General features: G+C 62.7%; 11 protein-coding genes. 4 read left to right on the top strand and 7 right to left on the bottom strand.

Features of this window, described 5'->3' with window-relative positions; genetic code table 11:
* Positions 1–37: 37 nt before the first annotated feature.
* The 4 genes from Q4S41_RS04335 to Q4S41_RS04320 form a co-directional block, all read right to left on the bottom strand.
* A complete protein-coding gene (locus tag Q4S41_RS04335; protein ID WP_305029884.1) occupies positions 38–1606 on the bottom strand; it encodes a DHA2 family efflux MFS transporter permease subunit in 1569 nt (522 codons plus the stop codon).
* A gap of 147 nt (positions 1607–1753) precedes the next feature.
* Positions 1754–2860 (bottom strand): HlyD family secretion protein, encoded by a 1107-nt coding sequence (locus Q4S41_RS04330; RefSeq protein WP_305029883.1) that lies wholly within the window; start codon positions 2858–2860, stop codon positions 1754–1756.
* Between the two features lie 57 nt (positions 2861–2917).
* Complete coding sequence (locus Q4S41_RS04325; protein ID WP_305029882.1) at positions 2918–3367, bottom strand: universal stress protein; 450 nt, start codon at positions 3365–3367, stop codon at positions 2918–2920.
* 19 nt (positions 3368–3386) lie between these two features.
* Positions 3387–4751, bottom strand: coding sequence for a TolC family protein (locus Q4S41_RS04320; protein ID WP_305029881.1), 1365 nt, complete (start codon positions 4749–4751; stop codon positions 3387–3389).
* A 223-nt stretch (positions 4752–4974) separates the two neighbouring features.
* Here Q4S41_RS04320 and Q4S41_RS04315 point away from each other — a divergent pair, with 223 nt between their 5' ends.
* Positions 4975–7110: a sigma-54-dependent Fis family transcriptional regulator gene (locus tag Q4S41_RS04315; RefSeq protein WP_305029880.1), complete on the top strand. Its 2136-nt coding sequence runs from the start codon at positions 4975–4977 to the stop codon at positions 7108–7110.
* A 92-nt stretch (positions 7111–7202) separates the two neighbouring features.
* Positions 7203–7325: a hypothetical protein gene (locus Q4S41_RS04310; protein ID WP_305029879.1), complete on the top strand. Its 123-nt coding sequence runs from the start codon at positions 7203–7205 to the stop codon at positions 7323–7325.
* A 70-nt stretch (positions 7326–7395) separates the two neighbouring features.
* On the opposite strand, the gene Q4S41_RS04305 is transcribed toward Q4S41_RS04310, so the two are convergent.
* Both Q4S41_RS04305 and Q4S41_RS04300 read right to left on the bottom strand, forming a co-directional pair.
* Complete coding sequence (locus tag Q4S41_RS04305; protein WP_305029878.1) at positions 7396–7878, bottom strand: DinB family protein; 483 nt, start codon at positions 7876–7878, stop codon at positions 7396–7398.
* Positions 7879–7898: 20 nt separating this feature from the next.
* Entirely contained in the window at positions 7899–8333 is a 435-nt protein-coding gene (locus Q4S41_RS04300) for a DoxX family protein (protein WP_305029877.1), read from the bottom strand.
* 431 nt (positions 8334–8764) lie between these two features.
* On the opposite strand from Q4S41_RS04300, the gene Q4S41_RS04295 reads away from it, so the two are divergent.
* Complete coding sequence (locus tag Q4S41_RS04295) at positions 8765–9199, top strand: DUF1842 domain-containing protein (protein WP_305029876.1); 435 nt, start codon at positions 8765–8767, stop codon at positions 9197–9199.
* Positions 9200–9322: 123 nt separating this feature from the next.
* On the opposite strand, the gene polA is transcribed toward Q4S41_RS04295, so the two are convergent.
* Positions 9323–12211, bottom strand: a complete 2889-nt coding sequence (gene polA / locus Q4S41_RS04290; RefSeq protein WP_305029875.1) for a DNA polymerase I — start codon at positions 12209–12211, stop codon at positions 9323–9325.
* A gap of 138 nt (positions 12212–12349) precedes the next feature.
* On the opposite strand from polA, the gene Q4S41_RS04285 reads away from it, so the two are divergent.
* Positions 12350–14953, top strand: coding sequence for a T9SS type A sorting domain-containing protein (locus Q4S41_RS04285; RefSeq protein WP_305029874.1), 2604 nt, complete (start codon positions 12350–12352; stop codon positions 14951–14953).
* The last annotated feature ends 49 nt before the right edge of the window (positions 14954–15002 follow it).

The raw sequence follows: 15002 nt of genomic DNA, 5'->3' as shown, positions 1-15002 counted from the left end.
GCTGCCGCAGCTTGCTGCCGCGCCATACCGGTTGAAATCAGTGCGCGTCCATGCTGATTTTGCCGGTGATTTTCACGCGCTTGATGAGGAGCACCAGCGGCAGACAGCACACGAAAAACAAGCCAATCATGGCAAACACCTGCGAATAAGTGATGATGGACACCTGCTTCATCAGGATGCCTTCCAGCGCATAGTAAGCCTGCTTCTGGGCCTGCTCAAAGGAGAAGCCGTGGGCCATGAAGTTCTGCGTGAAAGCCTGAATGCGCTGCACCGTGGCCGAGTCGTAGAGCGAGATGTGGGCCAGCGGGCTGATGCGGTTCTGAGCAATGCTGCGCTCCAGATACGTGCCCACGATGGCCACGCCGAACGAGCCGCCGAGCTGGCGAATCATGCCGGTGAGGCCGGCGGCCTGGCCGGCGTCTTTGCCTTTCAGGCCAGCCAGACTCATGGTGGTAATGGGCAGGAAAATCAGGCCCATGCCCAGGCCGCGCACCATCAGCGGCCAGAAGAAGTCGTCCTCGCCGGCGGTGGGCGAAATGACGTTGGCCATCCAGAACGTGAAGCCGAAGAAGATGAGGAAGCCCACCGGAATCATCACCTTCTGCGGCACGCCGGCCTGCAGCATGCGTCCAATCACGGGCATCATAAAGCCAGACGCCAGCGCGCCGGGCAGCAGCATGTAGCCCGTTTGGGCCGCCGTGAAGCCCAGAATGCGCTGCGTGAAAATGGGCAATATGAACACCGAAGCAAACATGCCGAAGCCCAGCACAAACGACAGCACCGAGCCCACGGCCAGGTTGCGGCTCTTGCCCAGCACCCGCAGGTCCACAATCGGCGCTTTAGCCGTCAACTCCCGCACAATGAAGCCGATGAGGCCAAAGGCCGCCAGCGCTGCGAAGCTGTTGATGTAAGCGCTTTCGAACCAGTCTTCGGTTTCGCCCTGCTCCAGCACCAACTGCAGCGAGCCCACGCCCAGAATCAGCAGGAAAATACCGGCCCAGTCAATCTCGCGCAACGGCCGGGGAATGGCGTTCTTGATGCGGTCAGGGTCGCGAATAAACAGCAGCGTGAAAATGGCGGCCAGGATGCCTACCGGCACGTTCACGTAAAAAATCCAGGGCCAGTCATAGTTGTCCACGATGTAGCCGCCGAGCGTGGGGCCGATGGTCGGCCCGATAATCACGCCCATGCCGAACAAAGCCTGGCCCAGCGGCAGCTGTTTGGGCGGGAAAGTATCAATCAGAATGGCCTGCGAAGTGGCCATGAGCGCGCCGCCCCCGATGCCCTGCACGAAGCGGAAAGCCACCAGCTCCCACAGGTTGGTGCTCTGGCCGCAGGCCATGCTGGCCAGCGTGAACAACACCACAGAGAAGAAGAAGTAGTTTTTGCGCCCGAACTGCTCGGCCAGAAAGCCGGTCATCGGAATCACAATCACGTTGGCGATGCCGTAGGCGGCCACCACCCAGGTCACTTCCTGCTGGGTGGCCGAGAGGTTGCCCATCATCTGGGTCAGGGCCACGTTCACGATGCTGGTATCAATCAGCTCGAGCAACACGCAGAGGACCACCGTCACAACGATAATCCACTTGGTAAATCCGGTTTCCATTAACTAAAGTTTAGATGTACAAAAAGGCCGTCATGCTGAGCGAAGTCGAAGCATCTCTATCGCGTAACTAATCCCAACGATTGGGTTTACTGGTGCGGTAGAGATGCTTCGACTTCGCTCAGCATGACGGCCGCCTGGCCCGTTACCTTACTTCACTTGCACCACCGCATTCACGCTCATGCCGGCGCGGAGCGGGTGCTGCGGGTCAACTTTATCCAGGGCGATGCGCACCGGAATCCGCTGGGTCACTTTCACGAAGTTGCCGCTGGCGTTGTCGGGGGGCAGCAGGGCGAAGCGGGCGCCGGTAGCGGCCGAGAGCGACTCGATGTGGCCCTGGAACTCCTCTTTGGGGTAGGCGTCCACTTCCAGTTTCACGGGCTGGCCCACTTTCATGTCCTCCAGCTGGGTTTCCTTGAAGTTGGCAACAATCCAGGTGCGGGCGCTGCCCACGATGCCGAACAGTTGCTGGCCGGGGCCAACCACCTGGCCGGGCTGCACGTTTTTCTTGCTGATGATGCCATCCTGCGGCGCCACGATGGTGGTGTAGCTTAGTTGCAGCTTGGCGTTGTCGAGGTCGGCCTGGCGCTGTTTCACCACGGCCTGGGCCACGGCGATTTGCTGCTGGGCGGCGGCCACCTGCTGGCGGGCCACGCTCACCTGGTCGGTGGCGGTGGCGCGCTGGGCGGCGGTGGCTTTCAGGTTGGCCTGCACAGCGTCGTACTCACTCTGCGGAATGATGTCCTGCTTGCGGAGCAATTCGCTGCGCTTCAGGTCTTTCTGCAGGCGCTCCTGGTTGGCTTGGCTCACGCCGATGCCGGTTTGAGCGGTGCGCACGTTGGCGCTGGCCGTGCCTACGCCGGCGCGGGCGGCAGTTACTTGGGCCTGCGCGGCGAAGAGGGCGGCCTCCGCGGCGTTCACGCGCTGCTGGTAGTCCGAAGGGTCGAGGGTGACGAGCACCTGGCCCTTTTTCACGGGCATGTTGTCGTCCACCTTCACTTCCAGCACCGGGCCGCCCACGCGGGGCAATACCGGGTACACGTCGCCTTCTACCTGGGCGTCGTCGGTGCTTTCGTGGGCTTTGGCAAACTGGTAGCGCGTGTAGCCGAAGAAGCCACCGGCCAGCAGAATCACCGCCAGGATGATGAAAACAAGCGGGTTGCGCTTTTTGGGTTCCTCCACGTGCTCGGTTTCGGTAGAGGCGGCGTTGGGAAACGGAGCAGGGGCGTTTTGAACGGAAGTTTCGGTCTGGGCCATCTTAGTAAGTATTCGGGGGCGGTGTTTTACGAAAAAAGGAGAGAAGCAGTGGCCGGGTTATTCCGCAGCCACCGCAGGGTCGGGTTGGAGCGGGGCGCGCACCAGCAGCGTGGCGCACCGGGCGGTGCGCAGCACGATTTCGGCGGTGGTGCCCATCAAAAAGCGGGTGAGGCCCGTTTGGCCGTGCGCGCCAATAACAATCAAATCAGCCTGTTGGCGGTCGGCTTCGGCCACAATTTCCGGAGCCGCCTCGCCGCGCACCATGCCGGTGTGCACGCGGGCCACGCCGGCTTGCTCGGCCGAGGCCTGCAGGGCCTGCATCCGGCCTTTGCAGGAGCCGAACACCTTCGCGTCGGGCTGCTGGCCGGTGGGGTCCTCCTGCGGCTCGCACACGTGCAGCAGCCGCAGCTCGGCGCCGGTGGCCACGGCCAGGGCCGCCGCGTAGGCCACCAGCCCAGCCGACGCGGCCGAGAAATCGAGCGGACAAAGGATGGTGGAGAGGTTCATGGTGGTAGGCACTAAGCGCTTATTGCCAAATCTGCTCGCCGGTGGCGCGGCGCAGCTGGTACTGGCCCAGCGTGTAGTTGTATTCGGCCTGCACCAGGGCCAGGCGGGCCTGGGCGAGCTGGGTTTCGGCATCCAGCACGTCGAGGTTCTGGCCCACGCCGTAGCGGTACCGGTCGCGGGCTTTGCTCAGCGCTTCAGTGGCCTGGGCTACCTGCTGTTGGGCATTCTCGTGGCGGGCCTGGCTGAAATCCATGTTGTTCACGGCTTGGCGCACGTCGGCGCGGATTTGCTCCTGCGTGTCGGCGGTGCGGGCCACAGCGGCGCGGGCATTGGCCTCGGCCTCCACGCGCTGCTTCTTGTTCTTATTGCCGTCGTAAATCGGTACCGACAGCTGCAGCACGCCTACCGTGTTGAAACGAATGCGGTTGATGTCGGGCAGAATGTAGCCGTTTTTGCCGCCGGCCTGCACACCCGCGCCGAGGCTGGGCATGTTGCTTTTCTCGATGAGGCGCGCCTGCAGGGCGGTTGTATTTTCAGCGTCACGGGCCAGTTTCACCTCGGGGCGGTTGTTGCTGGCTTTCAGTACTTCGGCTTCCAGGTTCACTGGCTGCGGCTCGTATGTGAGGCGGCCTTTCACCGGAATGTCGGCCTGGCTGGGCTTGTGCAGCAGGCGGGCCAACTGCACCTGCTGGTTGCGCAGCTGGTTTTGCAGGTCGAGCTTGGTGCTTTGGGCCTGGGTGATGCGCACATCCGTCGTCGTCACGTCGAAGCGGGTGCTCACGCCGGCCTGCACGCGCTTGTTCATTTCGTCGCGGTGGGCTTTCAGCGAGGCGATTTGCTGGTCCTGCACCTTGATGCTCTCGCGCATGAACAGGATGTTATAGTACACCTGCGCGGCGTTGAAGGCCAGGTCGCGCCGGGCCACCGTGATGTTGTCCACCGCCGTCTGCACCTGCGATTCGGCCACCTTTACCGTCGCCTCGTTCTTGCCGAAATCGAACAGCAGGTACTGGGCCGTGAGGTGGAAATCGTAGTTGTTGTTGGGGGCAAACTGCAGCGTTTCGCCGTTGAAGGGCAGCTTCACCACCGGGTCGATGCGCGTGTAAGTAGCCGTGCCCGTCACCTGAGGCAGAAAACCGGCCCGCGTCTGGCTCAGGCGGCTGGTCGAGGCGTTCGACAGCTCGGTGAGGTTGGTGATGCTGGGGTTGGCGTCGAGCACGGCTTGCAGCGTCGCGCCGAGGGTCAGGGAGTCGCTGGCCAGGCCAATGGCCTGGGAAGCCGCCGGAACGCCGGGCTGGTTTTGGGCCAGCGCCGGCCGGGCCAGCAGCAAGCCGCCAATCAGCGACAAACCGGCAAAGCCCTTGAGGTGTTGATGAGAAAGCATAAGGCCAATTGGCATAGGGTGTGCCCGCTTCTTACCGAAAGACGTGCCAGCCCGGGTGAATAAAATAGTAGTCATGTCTTCCCATTGAATACTAGATAATTAAAATAAGGTTTGTCATTTTGGGTGCTATATAGTAAAAGTTTTATAAGGTGTGATTTTCCTGAAATAGCAGGAATTGATATAATTTTGCTCCTGTTATTTCAGGAAAAATCAACTCAAGCTGGTGCCTACTAACGACGAAACCCTTCTGCTGCACCTCAACGAGGCCATCGCCACGATTCGCGACAAAGACCAGCTGTTCAAGGTGGTGACGACCAAGCTGCGGCTGATTTTTCCTTTCGACCTCATCGGCATCAACGTCTTCGACGAAGAGGTGAAGCAGAAGCGCCTGTTCCTGCGCGACTACTACGGCGTTGACGAAGCGCCGCCCTTGCCGCCCGGGGCCGACTATTTCACCCCCATTGCCGGCTCGCCCATCGAAAAGCTGGTGGCCGACCCGCGCGTTCAACAATTTACGCCGCAGCAGTACCTGGCTGATTATCCGGAGTATACGGCGTATAAGAAGATGACGCACCTGGGCGTGACGCACCTCACGGCCGTGCCGCTGCACATCGGCGGCCGCCTCACCGGGTTTATGACGTTGGCCTCGCGCCGCACGCCGCACTTCACGGCGGCCGATGAAAAGCTGCTGGAAAAAATCGGCTCCCTAATTGCCATTGCTGTGGCTAACACTTTGGCATTCGAGGAGGTAGCGCGCCGCGAGCAGGAGCGCACCCTGCAGCTCAACATCACCAACGCCTTGCTCAGCATCAAGCAGCGAGAGCCGCTGTTTCGGGCCGTGGCCGAGGCCCTGAGCCGGGTGGTGCTTTTCGATTACTTCGGGCTGCGGGTGCAGCGGGCCGGGCGGCAGGAAGCATTTGAAGGCTTTGCGGAATTTTCGCGCTCCGGCGTGGGGGCGGATGCGCCCCTGCTGGCCCTCGACCCCAACCGCCAAAACGGCCTGAACCGGCTGGATGCTTCGGCCATGTACCACCAGCTGAACGACTTGCTGAGTGAGCCCGGCCTCTATGCCGCCGATGATTTTCGGGCCCAGGCCCAGCGCTACCCGCTGCTGCGCCACGTGTATGAGGAGTACGGCACGCGGGCCATGCTCATTGTGCCCATCTGGCAGCGGCCCGATGGCGCGGCGGTGCTCATGCTGGCCTCGCCCAACCCCACCGCCTTCCGCCCCGAAGACCTGGCCACCGTGCTGGCCCTCACGCCCCAGATTGCGCTGGCCCTGGAAAACCTCTTTGCCTTTGAGCAGATTGAGGAACTGAAGGCCCAGGTGGAGCAGGAGCGGACGTATCTGGTCGATGAAATCAATACCTCGGCCCGGTTCGGGGCCGACTCGGGCACATTCATCGGCAGCAGCCCGGCCCTGCAACAGGTGGAGCGCCGCATTGGCATGGTGGCCCCCACCGATACGACAGTCCTGATATCTGGCGAAACCGGCACCGGCAAGGAGTTGGTGGCCCGCGAGCTGCACAATGCCTCGCCGCGCCACGCCCGCGCCCTCATCAAGCTCAACTGTGCGGCGCTGCCCGCCCAGCTGATTGAAAGCGAATTATTTGGCCACGAAAAAGGGGCTTTCACGGGGGCCGTGGAGCGCCGCATCGGCAAGTTTGAGTTGGCCAATGGCGGCAGCATCTTCCTCGATGAAATTGGCGAGCTGCCGCTCGATTTGCAGGCCAAGCTGCTGCGCGTGCTGCAGGAGCGGGAGTTTGAGCGGCTGGGCGGCACCAAAGTGCTGCACTCCGACGCCCGCGTCATTGCCGCCACCAACCGCGTACTGGCCGACGAGGTGGCCGCCGGCCGCTTCCGGGCCGATTTGTACTACCGACTCAACGTGTTTCCCATCGAGCTGGCCCCACTGCGTGAGCGCCGCGAGGATATTGAGCCACTGCTGCGCCACTTCGTGCAGCGCCTGAGCAAACGCCTGGGCAAGCCCATCCGGCAGGTGCGACCAGCGGACCTGGCCGCCCTGCAAGCCTACAGCTGGCCCGGCAATATCCGGGAGCTGGAGCACGTGCTGGAGCAGTCCATCATCGTGAGCCAGGGCCAGTTTCTGGAATTCGCCGGTTTTGCGGCGGCCCCGCTGCTGCTGGCGGCTCCGGCCACGCCAACCGCTCAGGCAGCCGTTCCCATCAAGACGATGAAAGAGCAGGAGCGGGACCACATTCTGGCCGCTCTGCAACGCACCGGCGGGCGTGTGAGCGGCGCCCAGGGGGCCGCATTGTTGCTCGATATCAACCCCAAAACACTGGAAGCCCGGATGAAAAAACTGGGAATCAAGCGCATGGTGGGGGTAGAGGGGTAGAGAAGGGTGGGGAAAAGGCGCCACTACCCAGCCGGCCGCGCCGCCGCGCCGTACAACGGGCACACTTTCACCCCATCCTTTCCCAAACCACCATGGCCAATACCACCAACACCCCGAAGCACACCGACCCCGCCACCAAGCGCGACGAGAAGAAAAACGAAACCGAAGTGAAGGACAAGCCTTCGGGCAAGACCGTGAAAACGCAGAAGAAATAGTCTTTCAAACAAAGACCGAAAAGAGCCCGCCACGTCTGACGTGGCGGGCTCTTTTCGTTGGCAGCCAGTCTTATTTCCAGGCTTTCAGCAGGCGGCGCACCAGGATGATTTCGCCGGTGTGGTAGGCGTTGTGGTCGGCGATGAGCATGGCTTCGCGCAGGATGGTCTGGCCCGTGCCGTGGGGCAGGGGCGCCAGCAGGTTGGTGCCGGGCGCGTGCAGCAGGTGCAGGAAGCGCTGCCGGTCTTGCCGGATGTGGTCGAGGGTCTCCTGCCATTGTTCTTCGTCGGCGGTGGCGTCCGGGGCGGGCCAGTAGCCTTCGGGCCATTTCGGCGACTCGTGCTCGGGTTCGAGGCAGAACTCGACAATGTCCCACTGCGCGATGCGCACGTGCTCGACCAGCTGCCAGATGGTGTAGGGCACTTCCGGCACGTGCTGGTTCCAGATTTTGGGTGTCAGGTCGGCGCAGGCCTCCTCGAAGGTGGCGTGGGCATTGGCCTTCGTGAGCAGGCTGGTGAGTTCGGCCACCACGCCTTTCTGGTTGGCCCTGTCCATGGGCGGGATGCTGCTGGGTATCATACGTTGGCTCGTTTTTTCGGCTGCGAAGCATTCAGCACGCCGGTCGAATAAAGGGCCGCGCCCATCAGCACGGGCTGGAAGAACAGGCGGGCCAGCCGCTTGGCATCGGTATCAAGCCCGAAGGCGGATATGCGGTGAGTGTACTGATGCACATTGCCGGGAAAAACCGCCGCGTAGAAAGCGGCCAAGCCAATGCCCATGCGTCGGCGGTTCTTGCCTTTCAGCAGCAGCAGGGCCAGCCCCAGCGCAATTTCGACTACGCCCGACTGCAGCACGACCGTGTCCTTGTCTTCCGGTACAAAGTCGGGCACCTGGGCCTGAAATTCTCGTCGCTCAAAGGTGAGGTGACTGGTGCCGGCTACAATCATAAACGTGCCCAGCAGGCCGCGGGTGACGTTTTGGAGCGTGGTGGTGTGGGGGTGGTGAGGCATAGCTTTCGGTTGGAGGAGTGGAATCCGTAGCTATACGGCGAGCTAGCGGCCCGGGTCCAAGTTGAGTTGCCGTTGTGGCCTTTCGGAAGCAGTAGCTTCAGGCTGGGGTGGCCCTTCACACCGGCATTTTTCATCGTTTCGCCCGCTTGCGGGTCAACCATGAGATTCTGCAGCGTAGCAGGCAATAATTGAGGTATTCAATTACTGCTAAAACTCCTAGTGATAGGGCCCAATGGTGTAAACCAAGTACTTCTACGTGAAGGGAAGTAGTAATACGTGCCCTTGAAAATCAGGTAGTACCACTCGTTTTTTCGGCCGTCGGCGGGCGTTGCTTTGTCCCTGTAGCCGAGGCCCGTCAATGGCCCCGGCACCGGGGGAGTCCGAAAACCCGCAGCCAGAGTAGGAAACGCATCAACCCCTACCACAACCCCATGGAAAACACCACGCAAGCCCCCGCCGCGCCCGCCGCCAATGCTGCTCCTTTGGCCGGGCTGTACCGCGCCTGCGGCACCGTGGGCAACGCCGGAATGCCCGGCGCGCCCATCCTGCACTACTCGCTGCTGGTAAACGCGCCCACCGGCGCCGTTAGCGGCGTCGTGCACATCACCCAGGCCATCCCCGGGCCCGGCTCCAACATTACGGTCAACGTGAAGGGCCAAATCCGGGGTCTCGGCTTCGGCCCCGTCACCAAGCTGGTATCGTTGGAGGGCGAATACGTGCAGTCGGTTCCGCCGCCCGCCATCGGGTCGTACCTGGGCAAGCTCACCGCGCACCTGGCCGTCGACAACAACTGGAACGGCCGCGGCGGCTTCGAGTACGGCCAGCAGCACGTCGAGGACGTGCCCGTGAAACCCACCGCGTGCTAACCCACCGGGCCCGCTGGCCCGGCTCGAAGGCCGGCTAAAAACCCGCAACGCCCCTCTTCCGCACGAAGAGGGGCGTTGTTTGTTATGCAAATCCGAGCCGTACGCGGGCCGGAAGGTAGTGGCCTAGTGCGCCTGCAGCCAGTTGCGGCCGCTGCCTACTTCCACTTCCAGCGGCACGCCGTGGGGCAGCAGCAGGGCCGTGGTCATCAGCTCCTTGATTTTGGGCGTGATGTATTCAACTTCCTCGGTCACGGCGTCGAACACGAGTTCGTCGTGCACCTGCAGAATCATCTTGGTGCCTAACTTCTCCTCGCGCAGCCAGTGATGAATGTTAATCATGGCCATCTTGATGATGTCGGCGGCCGTGCCCTGGATGGGGGCGTTGATGGCGTTGCGCTCGGTGTAGCCGCGCAGCGTGGCGTTGCGCGAGTTGATGTCGCGCAGGTAGCGGCGGCGCTTGAGCAGCGTTTCGGCGTATTCCAGCTCGCGGGCGCGGTTGATGCTGTCGTCCATGAACGCCTTCACCGAGGGGAATTCCTGGAAGTACGTCTCGATAATCTCGGTGGCTTCCTTGCGGCTGATGCCGATGCGCTGGGCCAGCCCGAAAGCTGAAATGCCGTAGATGATGCCAAAATTGACGGTTTTGGCCTTGCGGCGCATCTCCGAATCCACTTCTTCCAGCGGCACGCGGAATACCTTGCTGGCGGTGCTGGTGTGCACGTCCTGGCCCAGGCGGAAGGCCTCAATCATGGTTTTATCGCCCGAGAAGTCGGCCATGATGCGCAGCTCCACCTGCGAGTAGTCGGCCGCGAGCAGCACGTGGTTTTCGTCGCGCGGCACGAAGGCTTTGCGGATTTCGCGGCCCCGCTCCGTGCGGATGGGGATGTTCTGGAGGTTGGGGTTGGTGCTGCTCAGGCGGCCGGTGGCGGCCACGGCCTGGTTGAAGTTGGTGTGTACGCGGCCATCGACCACGCTCACCAGCTGGGGCAGGGCCTCCACGTAGGTGCTGCGCAGCTTGGTGAGCTGGCGGTATTCGAGGATGAGGGCGGCGATGGGGTTTTCGGCGGCGAGCTGGCTCAGGATTTCCTCGCCGGTGGCGTACTGGCCGGTTTTGGTTTTCTTTATTTTGCCCTTGCCGATGTCCATTTTGTCGAACAGCACCTCGCCCAATTGCTTCGGCGAGCCGATGTTGAACTCCTGCCCGGCCTCGCGGAAAATCTGGGTTTCCAGTTCGCTCACGTAGCCTTGCAGCTCAGCCGAGTATTCGCCCATGGCCACGCTGTCAATCTTCACGCCCTCATATTCAATGTCGGCCAATACCGGCACCAGCGGGTTTTCCACGTCATTCAGCAAACCCAGCAGGCCCAGGTCCTTCAGCATGGGCTCGAAGACATGCTTGAGCTGCAGGGTCACGTCGGCGTCCTCACAGGCGTAGTCTTTCACCTGGGCGGGCGGCACGTCGGCCATCGTGATTTGCTTCTTGCCCTTGGGGCCGATGAGCTCAATAATGCTCACCGGCGAGTAGTGCAGGTAGGTCTCGGCCAGCACGTCCATGTTGTGGCGCATGTCGGGCTCGATGAGGTAGTGGGCCAGCATCGTGTCGAACAGCGGCCCCGAGATGTTGACGTTGTAGTGCTTGAGGATGGTGAGGTCGTACTTGATGTTCTGGCCGATTTTCAGAATGGTTTTCGACTCAAAAAACGGGCAGAACTCGTCCACGATGGCCTGCACGGCGGCCTGGTCCTCGGTGGGCACGGGCACGTAGTAGGCCTCGCCGGGCAGCCACGAGAAACTCAGGCCCACCAGCCGCGCCGTCATGGTATCCAGGCCGGTGGTTTCGGTGTCAAAGCTCACTTCCTCCTGCTGCAACAAGAAGCTGAGCAGCGACTTGCGCAGCTCGGGCGTGTCCAGTAGGTGGTAGTTGTAGGGCACGTCTTCGAGGCGCTTGCGCGGGCCGGCGGGGGCGCCAAAACCAGCGGTTTCGCCCTCCTCGGCGCCAATGGCTACGGCCTCATCGCCAGGGTTGCCGAAGAGCGAAGCCTGCCCGCCGGGCACCAGCTTGGGCCGGCGCACGGGCTTGGAGCCGGGCACGGCCACGCCGGCCGGCGTGCGCTCGGGGCCGCCGCCCAAGATGCGGGCCGACAGCTGCCGGAACTCCAGCTCGTCGAACAGCTCGCGCAGGGTGGCTTCGTCGGGCGCGTCGAGTACCAGCTTTTCGGGCTCGAAATCCAGCGGGACGTTGACGTGAATGGTGGCCAGCTCCTTGCTCATCAGGCCCTGCTCGGCAAAGTTGCGCACGTTCTCCTGCTGCTTGCCCTTGAGTTCGTCCACGTTGGCCAGCAGGTTTTCGACGGAACCGTACTTCTGAATCAGCGTTTTGGCCGTCTTTTCACCGATGCCGGGGATGCCGGGAATATTGTCCGACGCGTCGCCCTGCAGGCCCAGAATGTCAATGACTTGCTCCACGCGCTCAATCTCGAAGCGGGCCAGCACGTGGGCCACGTCCAGGATTTCGGCCGCGTTGCCCATAAAGGCGGGGCGATATATTTTGATGTGCTCCGTCACCAACTGGCAGTAGTCCTTGTCGGGCGTCATCATAAACACCTCGAAGCCTTCTTTCTCGGCCTTCTGGGCCAGTGTGCCGATGACGTCATCGGCTTCGTAGCCCTCCATCATCAGAATGGGAATGTGGAAGCCCTGGATAATTTTCTTGATGTAGGGCAGGGCAATGCCGATGTCCTCGGGCATGGCCTGGCGCTGGGCCTTGTAGGCGGCAAACTGCTCGTGGCGGAAGGTCTTTTTCGGCCCGTCGAAGCACACGCCGATGTGGGTGGGCTTTTCCTTTTGCAGCACCTCCACCAGCGTGTTGGTGAAGCCGAGCACGGCGCCCGTGTTCATGCCTTTGGAGTTGATGCGCGGGTTTTTGCTGAAGGCGAAATGCGAGCGGTAGATGAGGGCAAACGCGTCGAGCAGGAAGAGCTTTTTGGGGGTGGGAGCAGCGGTGTCGGACATAGGTGCGAAAGTACGTTGGAACGGAATAGGTGGCTGGATTTTTGCCCGTCTCGGCAACCTTCTGCATACGCAGGTGGTCACGCAATTCAGTAGCAGTGAATCAGGTTACTTCCACATCTTCCACTTTCCGTCACTTCAATGGGTAATCAATTACGCTTTTCGGTCTTATTGCTGTTGCTGGCGCTGTGGCTGCCCGGCCCCCTCCGCGCCCAAACGCTCGACCCGGCCTTTCACATCCCCGAGCTATATGGGGAAGCATTTATCGTCGACGCGGCCCAGATGCCCAGCGGCCAGATTGTGGCGGCGGGTACTTTCACCCGGGCCAATGGCCAGGCCAGCAAAGGATTGGCGCGCTTCGACGCCGCCGGGGGGGAAGACCAAACCTTCCGGCAAAACCTGAGTGGCGCGGCCATGATGATTCAAAAACTGGTGCCCATGCCCAACGGCCAGCTGCTGGTGCAGGGCAGCTACGAGGCCGGTACCGTACGGCGCAATCTGTTGTTTCGGCTCAACGCCGACGGTACGCTGGACGCCGGTTTCAACCTGTCTCTGCCCAATGTGGGCACCCTGCCTCGCATCGACCAGGCCATTGTGCAGCCCGACGGCCGCGTGCTGATTACGGGGCTGTATCTGACCAACGGCAATGCCAGTGAGCGCAATCTGTTTCGGGTGCTGAGCGACGGCTCGCCCGACCCCAGCTTCAGCGCCGCGCTGTCCACGGCTTCGCAGGGGGGCAGCATCCTGTTGCAGCCCGATGGGAAAATCCTGGTGCGCGGCGACTTTAATTTGGCAGTTACCGGCACCAGGGGCCTGATTCGGCTGAACAGCGACGGCAGCCGCGATACCGGCTTTCGCTCGGCACTAAGTCCGGTGGGGCAGCAGTGGATTGACTGCATTGCGCTGGACGCCAACGGGGGGATTTTGGTGGGCGGGAGCGTTACCACGGGGGCTTCGGCAGCGGCGCAGTCGCTGTACCGGCTGCTGAGCACCGGCGCCCTCGACCCCAGCTTTGCCGCGCCGGCCAGCCTGGCGGGGCGCAACCTCTACCAGCTGGAAGTGCTGCCCAATGGCCAGATTCTGGTGCGGGCGGCCACCAATTCGGCCCCAGGCACTCGCTACCAATTTAACGACCAGCTGGTTAAGCTGCAGGTGAATGGCGCGGTGGATGCCGCTTTCCAGCCGGGCGCTGGCCCCGACAGCTACGTGTGGGGCATGCGGCCGCTGGCCAGTGGCAGTTTTCTGACCTGGGGCGCGATGAACAACTACGCCGGCCAGCGCCGTACCCTGGCCATGGTGCAGCCCAGCGGCGGGCTCGATACCGGCTTTGCGCCCCTGCTGCAAGAGCCGGCCGATATCGATAAGGTGGTGCGCCAGGCGGATGGCAAGCTGCTCATCTCGGGCCGCTTCAACAGCGTCGACGGCCACCTGACCGACCGCGTGGCCCGCTTGCTGCCCGACGGCCAACCCGACCTGACCTTTGCCTGGCGGCAGCCCCGAAGTGGCGTGTGGCGGCTTTCGGCCCTGGCAGTGCAGGCCAACGGCCAGCTACTGGTGGCGGGCAACATTTACACCAGCAGTGCCAACACCAGCGATTCCGAGTCGCTATTTGTGCGCCTCACCACCAGCGGCGCCACGGATGCCGGTTTCGTGCCCGCGCTTGCGTCCGGCGTGCTGGGGCCGCCCAATATCGGGTTGTTGGCAGCGCAGGCCAACGGGCAAATCATCGTGGGAGGGGGCTTTGTCGATGCGACCGGCAAGTCCAACCTCACCCGGCTCAATGCCGATGGCAGCGTCGAGCCCACGTTTGCGCCACCGGCCACGCTGCCGGGGGTGAGCAGTGGCCTGGTGCAGGCCAATGGGGCGATTGTCTGCGTGGTGCGGGACGCCAGTGTGGCCCCTCGCTACCAGAACAAGCTGGTTCGGTTGCTAGCTACCGGGGCGCCCGACCCCGCTTTTAACTATGTGAACACGGCCGGTACTGGCTTTGATGAGTATGGGCCCGACGTAGTGGCCGAGGCGCCGAATACCGGCGGCTACGTGGCAGGGGGCATCTTCAATGCAAGCATTGCCAGCACCCGGCTGGTGGTGGGCGTCACTGCTACCGGGGCCAGCCTGCCGGGGTTTGCCAACGCTGTACAGCCCCTTGTAACGGCAACGGTTTTAGAATCGGGCATTGCCGCCCTGGCCGTGCAAAGCGACGGCCGCATCCTGGTGGGCGGCACCATACGCCTGGCCAACCCGTACAATGCCCCTACTTACCCGCTGGTGCGGCTCGCAGCGACCGGCCAGGTGGATGCTTCGTTCAGTACGAGCACGCTAGCCGTGCCCGCGACGGGGCTGGCCACGACGCGCTATAATAGAGGAGCGTCGGTTTCGACCATCGTGGTGCAGCCCGACGGGGCCATTCTGGCTGGCGGCTATTTCCTGCAAGCTGCGGGGCAGCCCGCTACGAGCCTGGCGCGCTTCCTGCCCACGGGCGTGCTGGCCGTGCGCGCCGCCCAGGAGGGCAGCCGCATTCAGGCCTGGCCCGTGCCGGCCCACGATGTGCTGCACCTGCAGCTGGAAGCCAGCGCCCGCCCCCAACGCGTGAGCCTGCTCGATGCGCTGGGCAAAACCGTTATCAGCCAGCCAGCTACGGCCGCCGACGTTTCGCTCAATACCGCCGCGCTGGCCCCGGGCCTCTACGTGCTGCGCGTAGACTACGCCAGCGGCCCGGCCACCCGGCACGTGGTGGTGGAGTAGCCGGACAATAGCCAGAAAAGCGAAGGGCCGGCCGATGAGTTCATCGGCC

This window comes from Hymenobacter convexus (genome assembly GCF_030580955.1).
Classification (GTDB): Bacteria; Bacteroidota; Bacteroidia; order Cytophagales; family Hymenobacteraceae; genus Hymenobacter.
Note: the sequence above shows the minus strand (reverse complement) of the source record. Positions and strands in the feature narration are given on the sequence as shown.